The organism is Marinobacter lacisalsi, from assembly GCF_042651045.1.
GTDB classification, from domain to species: Bacteria; Pseudomonadota; Gammaproteobacteria; order Pseudomonadales; family Oleiphilaceae; genus Marinobacter; species Marinobacter lacisalsi.
The window spans coordinates 237,049-253,951 of sequence record NZ_JBHSDI010000007.1 but is presented as its reverse complement, the minus strand read 5'-3'; the positions used below and the strand labels follow the sequence as shown (position 1 = coordinate 253,951).

Genomic DNA, 16,903 nt, shown 5'->3' with positions numbered 1-16,903 from the left:
AAGAACAACGTCTCAATATCATCAGGGCTTCCGTTCCTAGCGTATCAGCGCACGCTCATACTGGTTTACCAGGAAACTGATCAGCGAATCCTCATCCAGCGGGTAGCTGAACAGGTTGCCCTGGCACTGGGCACAACCGGCCCGCTCGAGGAACTGCAACTGGTGCGGGGTCTCCACACCCTCGGCTACCACGGTCAGGCGCAGCTTGTGCGCCAGGGCGATCACGGCAGCGGCCACATCCGTGGCATTGGCGTTGTAGGGAATATCGCGGATAAACCGGTCATCAATCTTGACCGCATCCAGCGGCAACTGCTGCAGTGCGGCGAGCGAACAGGCACCGCTGCCAAAGTCATCAAGTATCAGTCGGGCACCGGTGTCGTGGAGAGCGCCGAGTATTGCCCGCAACATTCTCGGGTCTTCATTCAGCAGGGCGGCGGGCAGCTCCAGTTCAAGCCGCTCCGGCATTACACCTGTCTCGGTGATCACCCGACGGAACAGGTCGAGAAAGCCCGGGTCGGTGACCTGTCGCACGGAGAGATTGACCGCTACCTGCAGTCGCTCGAACCCTGCCCGCTCCAGTGCCTGTATCTGGATGCAGGCCTGGCGCAGCGCCATTTCACCCAGGCGAATGATCAGGCCGGACTCCTCCGCCAGGGCGATAAACTGGTGGGCGGACACCAGGCCACGCTCCGGGTGCTGCCAGCGCAGGAAGGCCTCGACACCCACCACCCGTTGCTCCTGCAGGTCGACCTTGGGCTGATAGTGTAGTACGAAGCGATCTTCGTCCAGGGCATTGGTCAGCTCCTCCTGCTGCAGCAGGCGACGTGCCGCCTGAAGGTTCATGGCCGGCGTGAAGAACTGGAAGTTGTTGCGACCCCGCTCCTTGGCCCGGTACATGGCGAGATCCGCGTATTTCATGAGCACGCCGGGATCTTCGCTGTCATAGGGAATCATGGTCACCCCGATGCTGACCGTAATCCCCACTTCATGCTCATTCAGGCGAACCCGCTGGCACAGGCGTCGCAGAATGGTCTCCGCCACCTTGGCGGTGGCTTCCGGGCCACTGATCCGGGACAGCAGTACCACGAATTCATCGCCACCGAGCCGGGCCACCGAGTCTTCTTCCCGCACACACCCGGTCAGCCAGCGGGCAACGTGTTCCAGCAACTGGTCTCCGGCGTCATGGCCGAGGGTATCGTTAATGCGCTTGAAACCGTCCAAATCCAGGAACATCAGGGCCGCCGGCTCCTGGCTGCGCCGGCTGCGGCGGACCACGTGGGCCAGGCGATCACGGAACAACTGACGGTTGGCCAGCCCGGTCAACGGATCGTAGAAGGCCAGACGGTGCAATTCCGACTGGGCGGCCCTTAACTGGGTCAGATCCCGCAGGCTGAGCACCACCCCTTCCACGCCGGGCACCTCCAGCATGGAGGTGAACGACCCTTCCATTTCCCGCCACTCTCCGGAGGCATCCCGGATCCGCGCCCGCAGGACTTGCATCTGTTCCCCGGGGTTTGCCACGGCCCCCCGGAATCCGGCCTGAAGCCTGGGCCAGTCATCGCTGTGCACCCGAGATTCAGCACGAACCATTTTCGCCTCATCCGGATCATAGCCGAGGATGGAATCGCAGGATGGGCTGACATAGGTTGGCCGCCCCCCGCGATCCATGACCACGGTAATGTTACTGGCCCCCTCGGTAATGGCCCGATAGCGGCCGGCACTCATCTGGGCCAGCACACGGGAGCGGATCAGCGCCAGCGAGAAGGCAAACAACAGCAGGCTGACCAGGACACCGGAGCCCAGCACAATGTCCGGTCGCGGGTCGGACGCCAGAAAGTCGAAGGCGGGTGTCGACCGGGTCTGTATCACCCAGGTGCGACCGCCATATTCGATCTGCTGGGTTTTCTCAAAACTGAATTCTTCGTCGAGGGACCCCAGGTTGGAACCATACATCTGGGTTTCCCGCGTCAGGGTGTCGCCATCATAGATTCGCACATCCAGGAAAGGCGCAATCAAACCAACAATGCCGTCCAGCAGGTTATTGGTGCGGAATGCACTGAACACGAAGCCTTTGAGCAAAATACGGCGTTCACTGAGTGACGCCGGCACCACGCCACCATGATAGACCGGGTAATACATCAGGAAACCGGCCTGGTCTTCCGCCAGCTCCTCCTGTACCAGCACCACTTTACCGGTCACCACCGGGCGCGCAGTGTCGCGGGCCCGCTCCATGGCACGACGATGAATGTCATCCTGGTAGGCGTCGTAACCGAAGGCCCGACGGTTGCGTTCTGTGGCCGGCTCCAGGTACACAATGGGGTGAAACTCTTGCCTCAGGCCCCGCGGCCTGACCACATAGTCGTCGAACCCCTCTGCATGGAGTTCGTCCAGGTGGCCCCGCAACTCATTGATGCCGAGCCGGCGGGTTACACCAATACCCTGGATACCCGGGTAGTACCGGTCGATATTGACCTTGTCGACGTAGGTGTGCCATTCCTCACGGCTGATCTCCCCGGCCACGGACATCAGGCCGGCGCCACCCGCGAGTACCTGTTCGTAGTTGAGCAGGCGCTCCTCGATGGCAGTCTTGAGCTGGAGAGACTGGGCAGTGAAGCGGCCTTCGGTGCGGTCTTCCACCAGGCGCATGGACAGGAACCACAAGGCAGCGGTTACACCCAGGGCAATGATCAGCACCAGCCATGCCATGCGGGAATGACGCAGGCGCAGCAGATCTTTGAGCGCTATGTCCTTCTTGTTGATCATGTCCGGATCCGTTCCCTGGCCAGTTCCCTGGATAAGCCCGCGAAGCTGCCGGGAAGCCTAGCACGGACACTGGGCGCCTCGCTGACGCCATCAGTATGGCGAAATGGTAACAAAAACACCAATAATCACGCCTGAACTGGCATGTCGTGTCGTTTTTGTCAACAGATAAAACTACCAGAAAACCCGCCGGCACAACAGTTCACCAGCGACAAAAAAACCGCCAACTGTTTCACAGCTGGCGGCTTTGGTGCATAGCTCAGTCCGGCAGGCCGGAATGCGCTCAGGGCCTCATGACCAGGTAGGTCGCACGGCCTTCGCGGATAATCCGTACCGACACAGCCCGATCATCCGGCAGGTCATCCACAGCATCATTGAAATCGTCAATATTGGTGACCGTCTGGCGATTGATCTCGGTGATGATGTCGTTGCGACGGATACCCGCCTGGAACGCCGGGCCACGCCCGACCTCGGCAACCAGCACACCCCCGCCAATACCCAGGCGGCTGGCCAGCTGATCCGGCAGCGGTTCAACCCGCAGGCCCAATGGGCCACCGGAAGACTGGGACGGCTCGTTCCGGGCGCCTGATGCATCTTCGTCTTCAGGAAGGCGGCCGATTTCGACCTCAATGGTGCGTTTCTTGCCCTGACGGAGAATCGTCATCTCCGCCTCTTCTCCGATGGGCGTGCGGCCAACCTTCGGCGGCAGGTCGGCAGAGCGCTCAATGGCCTCACCTTCATAGGAAAGCACAATGTCGCCGGCTTCAAGGCCGGCCCGCTGCGCTGGCGAATCCGGCATCACTTCGGCCACCAGAGCCCCCCGGGGACGACTCAGCCCGAAGGACTCGGCCAGATCCCGATTCACTTCCTGGATCAGTACCCCGAGCCAACCGCGAGCAACACTGCCATCGTCCCGGAGTTGCCGGAACACATTCATGGCATCGTCGATCGGGATCGCGAACGAGACACCCATGAAACCGCCGGAGCGAGTGTAGATCTGGGAGTTGATGCCAATGACTTCACCCTTCATGTTGAACAGCGGCCCGCCGGAGTTCCCCGGGTTGATCGCCACATCCGTCTGGATGAACGGGACATAGTTTTCGCTGGGCAGAGAGCGGCCAATGGCACTGACGATGCCAGACGTGACGGTATAGTCGAACCCGAACGGCGAACCGATGGCAAACACCCACTCACCAGGTTTCAGGGTGGAGGAATCGCCAATACTGACCACTGGCAGCGGCTCGTCATCCTCGATCTTGAGCACCGCCATATCGGACCTGGGATCAGTTCCGATCACTTCGGCGGCCAGCTCACGCCGGTCGTTCAGGCGGACGATCACTTCGTCAGCCCCTTCAACCACATGGTTGTTGGTCAGAACGTAGCCATCTTCAGACACGATAAAACCCGACCCCATGGAACGACGGGGCTGGGACGGCCCCCCATAGGGCGATTGCGGGTCGCCAAAGAAACGACGGAAAAACTCCGGCATCTGTTCCAGTTCCCGGTCACTGAACGGTGACTGCTGGCGTTGCGAACTCCGCTCGGTAACGGTGCTGATATTCACGACGGCGGCAGAGTTCTCCTCAACCAGGCCGGTAAAATCGGGCAATGACTGTGCTACCGCGGACTGGGCCGCCAGCAGCGAGGCCATCAGAAGGAACAGGACGGATGGCAGCCAGGCACGCTGGCCTGGTGAATACCTTGGCTGGAACTGTCTGGTCATGGATGCTCCCTGTAACTCACTGGTTTTACACTATCCCGCGAAAAGCACCGTCATCGGAGCCGGACAGCAAATCGGATGCTTCCCGGAATAGTCTGGAAATGGTGATAAAGGCGATTATTTTCAACTGACTTCATCGGACAGGCTGTTAGTCCGAAAGTTCGGCCCCGACGGGAATCAGCCGCCCCATTACTGGCTGCCAGCGGCCGGCGTCCCGGATGGAATACCACCGGGCCAACCACAGGCCCACGCCCAGGCCCATTACGGCAGAAATAATAGCCATTCCGTCCCGGCCCGGCAGGATGGCACCGACCAGAGCGGTGGCTACCACCATCAGCAGCAGTGGCAACGCGTAGACAAGCAGAGAGGCCCTGAGCAGGGCCGATTCCTCGATAGCAACGGTTACCTGGTCTCCGGGACGGGCACCCAGAGTGTTGACCACACGGATTTGCCGTGACTGGCCGGACGTCATCCCCGCCAGGGCTTTCTGGCCACAGCCATGACGGGCCTTGCAGGTCTGGCAGGCGCTCTCGCGGATGGTCTGGACCCAGGCCTCGTTACCACTGATGGAGATCACCGTTCCGGTTTCATGAATCATGGGCCGCTCCTGTCAGTCTGCCAGCGTGCGCGCCAGGGCATTACGATCATCGACAGTCACCGACTGTGCCACGCGCATGGCAGTGCGGGGCGGGATTTCGCCGACTACCGTCACCAGGAAACGTTCCCGCGACTCGGGGTCCGGGCTGGCGTAATGCATGTAAACGGTCGTGGCGCCAATGCGGGAAGCGCCCTGGGGCATTTCCGTGCCGCCAGCCACCTCGACAAATACAGAAAAGGTTGCCAGCCCGTCGGAGAAGGCCACGGCCTGACCACGGCTGGCACGGGGTGCTGCCACCGGCATGAATCCATCCGGTCGCCAGCCCAGGTTCCAGCCGTCCATTACTCCGGGCTCACCGGACACCGGCAGGTATGGGACCATTTCCTTCATCTCGACCCCGGACTGGATCTCGAAGTCCGAGTCGGGCAGCTCATCGGTGATTTCCAGCATGGTGAACTGAAAATGTTCGAGCACCTCACCACCCTGTCGCACGTGGCTTTTCAGCAACAGCCCGGTGCGCTTTTCCATCCAGAGACGATAGCCGTAGCGGTGATCATCCCGGGGCTGCAGGCCGATGACCATGGCCGGGTAACCGGCAATGCGGTCCTCCCCCAGCAATTCCGGCTGGTACCAGGCACCTACCGGCACCTGCTGACTGGCAAAGGCTTCCCCGAAAGGACCGGACGGAATAACCTGATCAAGGTGAATACGCCCCTGCTCCGGCAGCACACACAGTACCTGGTTGCCCCGCCGAAGGATTTCCCCGTTGGCACCATCCTGCTGAACCAGGCGCTCCTCGACACGACCATCCCGATAACGGTGGGCGATCATCATGGAACTCACCTGGTCGCCCCGGGAATACACGAAAATGCCGCGATAGGTGGTCATGTTCAGGGCCGGCCCCAGTTTCAGCAACCAGGACTCCGCGGTCTCCCGCTCGTAACCCCGGGCCGCACCAGCGACCAGCATGGCAACCACAACCATCACCATCATGGCGGCATGGCTTATTTCCAGGGTGCGTACTCTCAAGACTTATACCCTCTGATGAAATGGCGAGTCAGACAGAGCGGGTCACTCAATACCCCTGACCAGACATGCTGGTCAGGCGGGCGTAACCCACAGCGCCCTGCCCGGCCACCATACTGTTATTCTGGGCGTGCTCAAGCAGATACCGGCTGAACTGCTCCCGCTGACTCGGATCAAGCCCCTGCAAGGTAACTTCCGGCACTCCCGGAGCCGCCGCCGGTACTTGTGCCTGCACCGGTACCAGAGTATCGGTGCTGCTGCCCGACATGACATCCCAGCCGCTGCCCGCGCCGAAACCAATAGCAACCCCCAACGCGATCATCGCCACTGCCGACCACCGCCACGGAGCGTAACGCCGACGTGCGGCCTTTTGCCTGCTGCGGTCCTCGGCCGCTGACCGATCCAGGCTCGCACTGACCGCTTCCCGCACATCCAGGCCGCCGTGGCCACCGGATGTTTCATGAATCACGTCGCGGATTCGCTGCCAGCGTTGCCACTGGTCCCGCACGGCTTGCTGGTCATGGTGTGACAGCACCCGGCGCACGGCGAGCTCATCCGCCTGGTCATCCATCATGGCAGACAAGGTTTCTCTGAGCCGATCGTCCATTGCCTGTACCTCGTTGATCTCGTTACTCATGTGTTGTCCAGCATCGGTCCGAGCTGGCGGTCAATGGCATCCCTTGCCCGGAAAATCCGGGAGCGAACCGTTCCTATCGGACACTCCAGAATTTTCGCGATGTCCTCGTAGGAGAGGCCTTCGTACTCCCGCAGCAAAAAGGCGGAGCGCAGCTCTTCCGGCAAGCTGCCGATCGCCGTATCCAGCGCCTCACGCAGCTGATCCCGCTGCAGGAACCCCTCCGGCGAGCCGATCTCCCGCAACCGGAAGCCATCGTCGAACGTTTCGGCGTCGCTGACATCCGCCACACCCTGGGGACGACGACCACGGGCCTCGAGGAAATTCTTGGCGGTATTCACCGCAATCCGGTACAACCAAGTATAGAAGGCGCTGTCACCACGAAAACGTTCGATGGCACGGTAGGCCTTGACGAATGTTTCCTGGGTCAGATCCAGCACTTCCTGGGAGTCGTAGATGTAACGGCTTATAATGGATGCCACACGCGACTGGTATTTGAGCACCAGCAGGTCAAAGGCTGACCGGTCACCCTGCCGGGCCTTGCGAACCAGTTGCAAGTCGGTCTGGCCATCAGGCCCCGGTGACGGTGTCTGTTCGGCGTCCGGTTTCATGGTAGGGCCGGTGGGCGCCTCCTTTAACTGTGCCACTGGACCTGCCTGCCGTCTCTCGCTCATGATCATAGGCGTTTTTTCCACAAGTTGGCGACGGAAACTCCGGAGCAGGAAATTGCCCCGCTGACGCATCAGTTCCGCTGTGGGCAAATAGACAGCAGGCAGAAAGTTTAGTTCAATACTCACCACATTATGGCCCGCGACAACGACCACATGCCACAGTCCTTCGAATACGATGTTCTCATTATCGGCAGCGGCGCTGCCGGTCTCACCGTTGCCCTGAACCTGCCCGCCCATCTGCGTGTGGGTGTGATCAGCAAGGCGGATATCACCAGCGGCGCCACGCTGTGGGCCCAGGGCGGCATTGCCGCCGTGCTCGACAGCGACGACTCGTTGGAAGCCCACGCAGCGGACACCCTCGCCGCCGGCGGCGGCCTCTGCCATGACGATGCCGTAAGGTACACGGTAGAGAATGCTGCTGACAGCATCCGCTGGCTGATCGACAGCGGGGTGCAGTTCACCCGTGATGAAAATGAACAGCTGCATCTGACCCGGGAAGGCGGCCACAGCCACCGGCGCATCATTCACGCCGCGGACGCTACCGGCAATGCGGTCTCCACCACCCTGAGCGAACAGGCGGCCAGCCGCGCCAACATTGATTTGTTGTCCCGGCGGGTAGCGGTAGACCTGATCACTAACCGCAAGCTGGAGCTGCCGGGCAATCGCTGCGTGGGCGCCTACATCCTGAACCTGGACACCGGCCATGTGGAACTGTTCCGGGCCCGGTTCACCGTGGTGGCGACCGGCGGTGCCAGCAAAGCCTATCGCTACACGACCAACCCGGACGGTGCCTCCGGCGATGGCATCGCCATGGCCTGGCGGGCCGGCTGCCGGGTGAGCAACATGGAGTTCAACCAGTTCCACCCCACCTGCCTGTACCACCCCCATGCCAAGTCTTTCCTGATCAGTGAAGCGGTGAGGGGCGAGGGTGGCCTGCTGAAACTGCCGGACGGCAGCCGCTTCATGGACCGGTTCGACAAGCGGGGCGAGCTGGCGCCGCGGGACATTGTCGCCCGCGCCATCGACCATGAAATGAAGCGCCTGGGCGCCGACCACCTTTACCTGGATATCAGCCACAAGCCAGCGGACTTCATCCGCGAACACTTCCCCACCATCTACGAGAAGTGCCTGGGCTTTGGCATCGACATCACCCGCGAACCCATTCCGGTGGTGCCTGCGGCTCATTATACCTGCGGCGGGGTGATCACCGACGAGCGGGCCCGCACCGACATCAACCAGCTGTACGCCGTAGGCGAAGCCGCCTTTACCGGTCTGCACGGTGCCAACCGCATGGCCAGCAATTCCCTGCTGGAATGCCTGGTATATGGCCGTGCCGCAGCGGCCGATATCACGCGGCGCGAATCCGATATTCCATCGCCCCCGCCCGCGCCGGACTGGGACGAGTCACAAGTGCGCGATTCCGACGAAGACGTGGTCATTTCCCACAACTGGGATGAACTTCGCCATTTCATGTGGGACTATGTGGGCATCGTACGCACCACCAAGCGACTGCAGCGGGCCAAGCACCGTGTAGACCTGCTGGCCCGGGAAATCGGCGAGTTCTACAGCAACTACCGGGTCAGCAATGATCTGCTGGAACTGCGTAACCTGGTCACGGTATCAGACCTGATCATCTGCTCCGCCCTGCAACGCAAGGAAAGCCGCGGCCTGCATTTCACCCTGGACTACCCCGGGCTGCAGAACGAGCCGGAAGACACCGTGCTGGTGCCGACAACGTACCGGATTGCATCACCCTGAGCGCGGCTTCCATACCGCAACCTTATGTCAAGCGAGCACTGAGCCAATGTCCGAAAAGAGCAACCCCGAGTTCAATCGACTGTGGTGGCACAGCCGCCGCGGCATGCTGGAACTGGATGTCCTGCTACTGCCTTTCCTGGAAGAGGCCTATCGGTCCCTGCCGGAAGAGGACCAGCAGCGCTACCATAAGCTGCTCCAGTGCGAAGACACGGATATGTTCGAATGGTTCATGCAACGCAACGAACCGGATGACCCGGACCTGCGCCGCATCGTGCGAATGATTCTGGACCGTGTACAACCGGATTGACCTGCCACTCACGCCGTCCCGGATTGCCGGCCTGTTCGCGGCCACGCCCTGGCTGCTGCTTGCGCTGGCCGCCCTGGTCGCCGCCGGCTACGGTATGGCGTGGGTAGCCCTGGCAACGCCTGTGGCACTGGCTGGGGCCCTGGACCGCTGGCGCCGATGCGGCACCCTGGCCCACCCCCGGGCGGTAATCCGGCTGGTGGCCAAGGGGCCTCAACTGTTCATCACCCTGGCGAACCAGACCACAGCCGAAGTGCGCCCGCTGCCCCAAAGCCGGCTCTCTGGTCAGTGCCTGTACCTTGCGCTGCAGGATGTACACTACGGCCACCGAACACAGGTGATACTGGTTCGAAAGCCCGATGGCAATGCGCCGCCCGAGGCATTGCGGCGCCTGCGAACCTGGCTGAGGTTGATGCCGCAGGCATCAGCCCCCATAGACAGTGCTGCCTGGCAGACATTTCCATTGCAACGCCCAAGGCCCGGAGGCACACCCCATGACCACTGACGCCAAGCCCATCGCCCGCGCCCAGACACCGCTTTCCGCTGTAGTCCGGCTTAGCGACCGGGTCCTGTACCGTATCAGCGGCCCCGGTACCGACGATTTCCTGCAGGGCCAGATGAGCCAGAACCTGCCCGACGTATCCCCTGGCTTTTCTCCCCGGGCCGCAGCCAGCAGCCCCAAGGGCCGCGCCTACCTGCTAACCCGCCTGGTGCGGGATGGTGAGGACATACTCCTGTCCATGCCCACCACCATCGCCGACGATGTAGCCAGCCACCTGAACAAGTACCTGATGCTGTTCCGGGGAACGTCCATGGAACGACTGGATAGCGGCCAGGTGCTCGGCCTGCTCGGCGAGGAAGCCGCGACCAGCCTGGCCGGCAGGGCAACCGACCTGCCCGGGGCCGCCAGCGCCACGATGATGGTCGAGGGAGGTTACCTGGTGCGCACCAACAGTACGGCCGAAGGTATTGCCCGATTCGAACTGTGGTTGCCCTCAGGACCCTCCGATGCCCTGCAGGCAAGACTTGACGACCTTGCGGAGGCAACCCTGGCGGACTGGACGGCCAGCGAGATCGCTGCCGGCATAGCCGAGCTGGAACCGGATACCCGCGAGTCCTGGGTACCGCAAATGCTTAACTGGCAACACCTGGAGGGGATACATTTCAAAAAGGGATGCTATACCGGCCAGGAAATCATTGCCCGCATGCACTTCCTCGGGCAGCTCAAGAAGAGCCTGTTTCGTCTGAGTGCGTCAGGCGGTGACGCCCCGTCCGCCGGGTCGGCGGTGGTTGCTGAGGGTCGGCCGGTAGGCGAAGTGGTGCGCTCCGTAACTCTGGACGATGGCAGCGTGCAACTGCTGGCGGTGCTGAAACATTCGGCAGCCGGTAGCGAGCTGCAGCTGGAGAACAGCGGGCAGCCGCTGGCCATTCTGCCATTGCCCTACACCGTGCCGGAACGGGAGGAAGTGGAGGAAAATCCCACAGATACATAAGGTGACAGGAAAAACCGTCGCCTTCTGATATAACAGTGTTCATTACAGAGGTTATCAATAAGATCGAGGACCCGAATCCATTATGTCCAACTTTGTTGACACCATTCGTAACGATATCCTGACGGCTATCGAGAGCGACAAACTGATTCTGCCGACGCTACCGGAAGTGGCCCTTCAGGTACGCGACATCGCCGAAGCCGAAGACTCCTCGATCATGGACCTTGTCAGGGTCATCAGTAATGATACCGCGTTGTCGGCCCGCCTGATCCGGGTCTGCAACAGCCCCTTGTTCCGGGGTTCACGGGCTATCGAGAACCTGAATATGGCAGTCAGCCGTCTGGGCATGGCCTATACCAGCAACCTGGCCATGGGCCTGGCCATGGAGCAGATGTTCCAGGCCACGACAGACATGATCGACAAGCGCCTGCGTGCCACCTGGCAGACCAGCACCGAGGTGGCTGGCCTGTGCCATGTGCTCGCGCAACAGTACACCAGGCTGAAGCCGGACCAGGCCACCCTGGCCGGACTGGTGCACCTGATCGGCGTGTTGCCCATTCTGCGCTACGTGGAAGATCGCGATGTGCAGGTCAGCAGTGTCATGCTGGACAACGTGATTGACGAGATCCACCCCCGCATCGGTGCCACTATCCTGCGGCGCTGGGAGTTCCCGGAAGAATTGCAGGTGGTTCCACTGGAATACCAGAACTACAAGCGTCAGGTGGCCTCGGCGGACTATGCCGACCTGGTGATGGTCGCCAACCTGCAATTGAGGGCGGGTACCCAGCATCCGGCCAGCGAAGTGGACTGGTCCACGGTAAGCGCCTTCGACCGGCTGGGACTGGACCCGAATCTCGATATCAGCCAGGAAGAGGATCTGAACGCGCAGATGGATGCGGCTATGGCCCTGTTGAAGTAGCATTCTTTCGCCTGGCCTCCGGAATGTCTGAGTTTTCGGGGGCTGGGCGTGGAGGCGGGGGCACCTCCACACCCGACGAACCCTGTGCCTATTGGGCTTTACTGAGCTACTATCTCGCCTGTTCTGGGCTCATCACTTCTTCTTGTACTTCTCCAGCAGCTCCGCCTTGTTTGGCAGAGACCAGTCTATGGGTGTCTGGCCCTGCTCCTGTAGCCACTGATTAGCGCGGGAGAAATGTTTGCAGCCGAAAAAGCCGCGGTACGCACTGAGCGGGGACGGATGGGGGCCTTCCAGGACCAGGTGTCGATTGCGGTCAATGATGCGCCCCTTCTTGCGGGCATAGCTGCCCCACAGCAGGAACACCACGCCCTGCCGCTGCTGGTTGATGGTTTCGATGACCTTGTCGGTGAAGGCTTCCCAGCCCTTGCCCTGGTGCGCGCCAGCATTGCCCTGCTCTACCGTCAGCACGGCGTTGAGCAGCAACACGCCCTGCTCGGCCCAGGGCTGCAGGCAGCCATGATCCGGCGGGGCGATGCCCAGGTCATCCTGTATTTCCTTGAAGATATTCACCAGTGACGGTGGTACCTGCACATCGGGCCTGACCGAGAAGCACAGGCCGTGGGCCTGGCCCGGGCCGTGGTACGGATCCTGGCCGATGATCACTACCTTGACCTTATCCAGTGGCGTGCTGTTCAGGGCATTGAAGCAGTGGCGGCTTTCCGGGAACAGAGCCTTGCCGGCACGCTCTTCACCTGCCAGAAATTCCGCCAGCTGTACCATGTAGGGCTGGCGGAATTCCCCGGCAAGGCACTGGTCCCAGCCACGGCCGGGTCGCAGTTGCTGCGCCAGTCCTTCGGCCGGGGTCATGGGCTATTCCTCGTGTCCGTGGCTGGCCTTGTGCTCCGGGCGCAGGGCCGGGAACAGGACAACATCGCGGATGGAAGCGGAGTCCGTCAGCAACATGGCCAGGCGGTCGATGCCAATACCCTCGCCGGCGGTCGGCGGCAGACCATACTCCAGCGCCATGACGTAGTCTTCATCGTAGAACATGGCCTCGTCGTCCCCGGCGTCCTTTTCCGCCACCTGGGCCAGGAAGCGCTCGGCCTGGTCCTCGGCGTCGTTCAGCTCGGAGAAGCCATTGGCGATCTCACGGCCACCGACAAAGAACTCGAAGCGCTCGGTGACGAATGGGTCACTGTCCTTGCAACGGGCCAGGGGCGAGACTTCCTTAGGGTAGTCGGTGATGAAGGTGGGCTGCATCAGGCGATGCTCGGCGGTGGCCTCGAAGATCTCGATCTGCACCTTGCCCAGACCCCAACCGGCCTTGAGCTGGATACCCAGGTCCTTCGCCACCTGGCGCGCCTGAGTATCGTCCGCCAGCTGTTCCCGGGTAATATCCGGGTTGTGGCGCAGGATGGCATCCACTACCGTCAGCCGCTCGAACGGTTTTCCGAAATCGTACTCATAGGTCTCTTGCGTGCCATCGGCCAGGGCGCGGGTGTTGGTCACCGTGGTGGTTCCCAGAACCTTTTGCGCGATGGTCCGCAGCATATCCTCGGTCAGGTCCATGAGGTCGTTGTAGTCGGCGTAGGCCTGGTAGAACTCGACCATGGTGAACTCGGGGTTATGACGCGTGGACAGCCCTTCGTTACGGAAATTCCGGTTGATCTCGAAGACCCGTTCGAAGCCACCCACCACCAGGCGCTTGAGGAACAGCTCCGGAGCAATACGCAGGTACATGTCGATACCCAGGGCGTTGTGATGGGTCACAAACGGCCTGGCGGTGGCGCCGCCAGGGATAACCTGCAGCATGGGGGTTTCCACCTCCATGAAATCCCGCTCGGTGAAGTATTGGCGCATCACGTTGATGATCTTCGAGCGCGCGTAGAACACCCGCCGGCTGTCCTCGTTCATCATCAGGTCCACGTACCGGTGACGGTAGCGGGCCTCGGTGTCAGTCAGCCCCTTGTGCTTCTCGGGCAGGGGGCGCAGGGACTTGGTGAGCAGCACATACTCGTCCATGGTCACATAGAGGTCCCCCTTACCGGACTTGGAGAGGGTGCCCCGTACGCCCACGATATCCCCCAGGTCCCAGTGCTTTGTGTCTTTCTGCACATCCTTGGAGGCGTAGATCTGGATGCGGCCGGTCATGTCCTGAACCACCTTGAACGCCTTGCGGTCCAGCATCATGCGGCCCGCAATGGCCACCCTGACGCCCATGGACTCCAGCTCTTCCTTGGTTTTGTCACCGTATTTCGCCTGCAACTCCGACGCCGTGGCATCACGGCGAAAATCGTTGGGGAAGGGGTTGCCGCCCTCGCGCAGTTCGGCCAGTTTGGCCCGGCGCTCGGCGATCAGCTTGTTGTCCTCGGAATGCGTGGCGTTCGGGTTGTGATCAGTCATGTTGGCTCACAATAGGTCGGGGTTTCCGGGTTAATACGGTCACAATGGCGCTGCTTACAGCGCCATCTTCAGGCTGGCTTCGATGAACTTGTCGATATCGCCGTCCAGTACATTCTGGGTACTGCTGGTTTCCACCTTGGTGCGCAGGTCCTTGATGCGGCCGTCATCCAGCACGTAGGAGCGGATCTGGCTGCCCCAGCCAATATCGGACTTGGCGTCTTCCTGCTTCTGCTTCTCGGCGTTGCGCTCCTGCATCTCGCGCTCGAACAGCCTGGCCTTGAGCTGCTTCATCGCCTGGGCCTTGTTCTGGTGCTGACTGCGACCAGCCTGGCAGGCCACCACAATACCCGTGGGGTTGTGGGTCAGACGTACCGCCGATTCGGTCCGGTTAACGTGCTGGCCACCAGCGCCGGATGCCCGATACACGTCAACACGCAGATCTGAGGGATCGATCTCTATCTCGAAGCTGTCGTCCACTTCCGGTGAAACAAACACGGACGAGAACGACGTATGACGGCGGTTCCCGGAATCGAATGGAGACTTGCGCACAAGACGGTGCACGCCGGTTTCGGTACGTAGCCAGCCGTAGGCATGATCACCCTGGACGTGGATGGTGGCGCTCTTGACGCCAGCCACATCCCCTTCCTGAAGCTCGACGATCTCCGCCTTGAAGCCGCGGCGTTCGGCCCAGCGCAGGTACATGCGCAGCAGCATGTTGGCCCAGTCCTGGGCCTCGGTGCCGCCGGAACCGGCCTGGATGTCCAGGTACGCGTTATTGGCGTCCATCTCGCCAGAGAACATACGACGGAACTCGAGCCTTTCCAGCTCCTTGTCCATAGAAGCCAGGTCCGACTCGATGTCGCTCACGGCACCTTCGTCCTCTTCTTCAGCCGCCATTTCCAGCAGGCTGTCGGCATCGTCAAGGCCGGTGGTGAGGTTGTCGATGGTGCGGACAATCAGCTCCAGGTCCGAACGCTCCTTGCCCAGCGCCTGGGCGCGGTCCGGGTCATCCCACACCGTGGGCTGTTCCAGTTCACGCTCGACTTCGGTCAGTCGTTCACTACGCTGATCGTAGTCAAAGATACCCCCTGAGCGCTTCAGTGCGCTCACGAAGTTCCTTGATCTTCGTAACAATGGGATTGATTTCCATGGAACCCTTACTCATGTTGGTCGATGGCATTGCGGAACTCCCGGCGACAGCACGGGGTGCCACGCCGGAGGATCCTGAAAACAGAGGCGGGATTCTACCGGAAAACGACGGCCAGTTCAGCCCTCAACCCGACGCTCACGGCAGGAATGGGGCAAGAGTTCGGGGGCAATATCGGTACGGTTCTCCCCAACCGCTGCCATTCCCGGCACCGGCGTGTCGTAACCACAGAGCCAGGAAATGGGACTGACCGGGCTGCCCTCCACCCTGGCCGGGCGAAGGGTCAGGGTCTTGCCCTGCAGCGGTGCACCAATCTTGTTGCCCAGGCGGACATGAATGGCACCTTCCGAGACTTCAATGCCGGTCACATAGTTGGAAGGCAGCAGCTCGGGTTCCGGCACACCGGCCACCGTGTTGTCTGCCGGAAACTCCAGGTATTCCCGGTAGTAACTGTTGACCGCCTCCATTACAGGAGCAGCCAGGCTCAGGGCCTCGGCCATCTGCCCCCGCTGGATGTAGTCCTGGTAGCGGGGCAGCGCGATACTGGCGAGAATGCCGATGATCGATACCACCACCATCAATTCGATCAGGGTAAAGCCCTGTGAGAAGCGAACGTTCCTGTTCATAGAATGGCTCCGGTAGAGAAGATAGGGGAGTAGGCGCCAGCCAGGAACAGAGCGGTTCCCAGGGCAATCAGAACGCCGACCAGTGCCATCGCCAGCCGCAGCCAGATCGCCACCCGGCGGGCCAGCTCATCGGCCTTGCGTGCGATCAGGCGGGGGAGCTCTGCCCCCGGGGGCTGACCACCGCTGTAGGCCTGGTAATCCCGCCCCACCCTGGTATCGGCCCAAGTTTGCCCGGCATTATGAATCGGCATACGAATGAGATCGGTCAGCTCCCTGTATACACGGCCAATACCACCGGGCAATAAACGGAGGACAAAACGGTCCGATTCACCCGCTGCAAACCGGTAAAGCCGCCAGACCCGCCATGCGAACAGCCACACCAGCACCAGCAGAAGGCCTACGATACCGAACATCAGACTGCCCTGATCAATCAGGGTGAAAGCAGCGGCGGAACCGGGCACTTCCAGACGGGTATAAAACTCACTCATCCCCGGCATGACCACCAGATGGTAGATGCCCATCATGAATCCCAGCATCAGCGTTAACGCGCTCAGGTAGAGCAGCACACCACGAACCCGGGGCGAAGGCGCCAGCATCCGGTTGAAATCCTGCCGCCCATACCAGGCCAGCAGAGGCCGACGGTTTTCGTCCGGCATGGACCTGAGCTGCCTGACAAGCTCCGCAGCCAGGGAATGGGGCCTCAAGGGCGCTCCGAAGGCGCTCAGCTCTCCGTCCTGGAGGCGATCCCTGTCGCCAGGCAGCAGTCGGTCGGGGGTCGCCTGGTAATGGCGACACAGGAAATGAAAGCGATCCCAGTCCATGGGTGGAATTCCTTACTTCAGATAAA

General features: G+C 61.4%; 16 protein-coding genes. 5 read left to right on the top strand and 11 right to left on the bottom strand.

The window, feature by feature from the left end; all coding sequences use genetic code 11:
- Positions 1-36 precede the first annotated feature (36 nt).
- The 6 genes from ACFOZ5_RS04720 to rpoE all read right to left on the bottom strand — a co-directional run bounded on the left by ACFOZ5_RS04720 (position 37) and on the right by rpoE (position 7,349).
- A complete protein-coding gene (locus tag ACFOZ5_RS04720) occupies positions 37-2,763 on the bottom strand; it encodes a bifunctional diguanylate cyclase/phosphodiesterase (protein ID WP_379885799.1) in 2,727 nt (908 codons plus the stop codon).
- A 280-nt stretch (positions 2,764-3,043) separates the two neighbouring features.
- Positions 3,044-4,411 (bottom strand): DegQ family serine endoprotease, encoded by a 1,368-nt coding sequence (locus ACFOZ5_RS04715; protein ID WP_379885895.1) that lies wholly within the window; start codon positions 4,409-4,411, stop codon positions 3,044-3,046.
- Positions 4,412-4,628: 217 nt separating this feature from the next.
- A complete protein-coding gene (locus ACFOZ5_RS04710; protein ID WP_379885797.1) occupies positions 4,629-5,078 on the bottom strand; it encodes a SoxR reducing system RseC family protein in 450 nt (149 codons plus the stop codon).
- 12 nt (positions 5,079-5,090) lie between these two features.
- Positions 5,091-6,107 (bottom strand): MucB/RseB C-terminal domain-containing protein, encoded by a 1,017-nt coding sequence (locus ACFOZ5_RS04705; protein ID WP_379885795.1) that lies wholly within the window; start codon positions 6,105-6,107, stop codon positions 5,091-5,093.
- A 46-nt stretch (positions 6,108-6,153) separates the two neighbouring features.
- On the bottom strand, positions 6,154-6,741 hold the full coding sequence (locus ACFOZ5_RS04700; protein WP_379885793.1) for a sigma-E factor negative regulatory protein: 588 nt from the start codon (positions 6,739-6,741) through the stop codon (positions 6,154-6,156).
- A complete protein-coding gene (rpoE, locus tag ACFOZ5_RS04695; RefSeq protein ID WP_379885893.1) occupies positions 6,738-7,349 on the bottom strand; it encodes an RNA polymerase sigma factor RpoE in 612 nt (203 codons plus the stop codon). Before rpoE ends, ACFOZ5_RS04700 begins: the two co-directional genes overlap by 4 nt.
- Before the next feature lie 213 nt (positions 7,350-7,562).
- Here rpoE and nadB point away from each other — a divergent pair, with 213 nt between their 5' ends.
- From nadB to ACFOZ5_RS04670, 5 genes are all read left to right on the top strand, one after another.
- Positions 7,563-9,167 carry an L-aspartate oxidase gene (gene nadB, locus ACFOZ5_RS04690; protein ID WP_379885791.1) on the top strand — a complete coding sequence of 535 codons (1,605 nt, stop codon included), beginning with the start codon at positions 7,563-7,565 and terminating at the stop codon, positions 9,165-9,167.
- Between the two features lie 46 nt (positions 9,168-9,213).
- Positions 9,214-9,474, top strand: a complete 261-nt coding sequence (locus ACFOZ5_RS04685; RefSeq protein ID WP_379885789.1) for an FAD assembly factor SdhE — start codon at positions 9,214-9,216, stop codon at positions 9,472-9,474.
- Positions 9,458-9,976: a hypothetical protein gene (locus tag ACFOZ5_RS04680; RefSeq protein ID WP_379885787.1), complete on the top strand. Its 519-nt coding sequence runs from the start codon at positions 9,458-9,460 to the stop codon at positions 9,974-9,976. Before ACFOZ5_RS04685 ends, ACFOZ5_RS04680 begins: the two co-directional genes overlap by 17 nt.
- Positions 9,966-10,964: a CAF17-like 4Fe-4S cluster assembly/insertion protein YgfZ gene (gene ygfZ, locus ACFOZ5_RS04675; protein ID WP_379885785.1), complete on the top strand. Its 999-nt coding sequence runs from the start codon at positions 9,966-9,968 to the stop codon at positions 10,962-10,964. Before ACFOZ5_RS04680 ends, ygfZ begins: the two co-directional genes overlap by 11 nt.
- 82 nt (positions 10,965-11,046) lie before the next feature.
- Entirely contained in the window at positions 11,047-11,880 is an 834-nt protein-coding gene (locus tag ACFOZ5_RS04670) for an HDOD domain-containing protein (RefSeq protein WP_379885783.1), read from the top strand.
- Between the two features lie 132 nt (positions 11,881-12,012).
- On the opposite strand, the gene ung is transcribed toward ACFOZ5_RS04670, so the two are convergent.
- The 5 genes from ung to ACFOZ5_RS04645 all read right to left on the bottom strand — a co-directional run bounded on the left by ung (position 12,013) and on the right by ACFOZ5_RS04645 (position 16,877).
- Positions 12,013-12,747, bottom strand: coding sequence for a uracil-DNA glycosylase (gene ung, locus ACFOZ5_RS04665; RefSeq protein ID WP_379885781.1), 735 nt, complete (start codon positions 12,745-12,747; stop codon positions 12,013-12,015).
- 3 nt (positions 12,748-12,750) lie between these two features.
- On the bottom strand, positions 12,751-14,283 hold the full coding sequence (gene lysS, locus ACFOZ5_RS04660) for a lysine--tRNA ligase (protein WP_379885779.1): 1,533 nt from the start codon (positions 14,281-14,283) through the stop codon (positions 12,751-12,753).
- A 54-nt stretch (positions 14,284-14,337) separates the two neighbouring features.
- A protein-coding gene (gene prfB / locus ACFOZ5_RS04655; protein ID WP_379885891.1) for a peptide chain release factor 2 occupies positions 14,338-15,433 on the bottom strand; the annotation gives its coding sequence in 2 pieces (ribosomal slippage) (positions 14,338-15,360 and positions 15,362-15,433; 1,095 coding nt in all).
- 116 nt (positions 15,434-15,549) lie between these two features.
- Positions 15,550-16,056 carry a pilin gene (locus tag ACFOZ5_RS04650; RefSeq protein WP_379885777.1) on the bottom strand — a complete coding sequence of 169 codons (507 nt, stop codon included), beginning with the start codon at positions 16,054-16,056 and terminating at the stop codon, positions 15,550-15,552.
- Positions 16,053-16,877: a hypothetical protein gene (locus tag ACFOZ5_RS04645; RefSeq protein ID WP_379885775.1), complete on the bottom strand. Its 825-nt coding sequence runs from the start codon at positions 16,875-16,877 to the stop codon at positions 16,053-16,055. The genes ACFOZ5_RS04650 and ACFOZ5_RS04645 overlap by 4 nt, the downstream gene beginning before the upstream one ends.
- Positions 16,878-16,903: the final 26 nt, after the last annotated feature.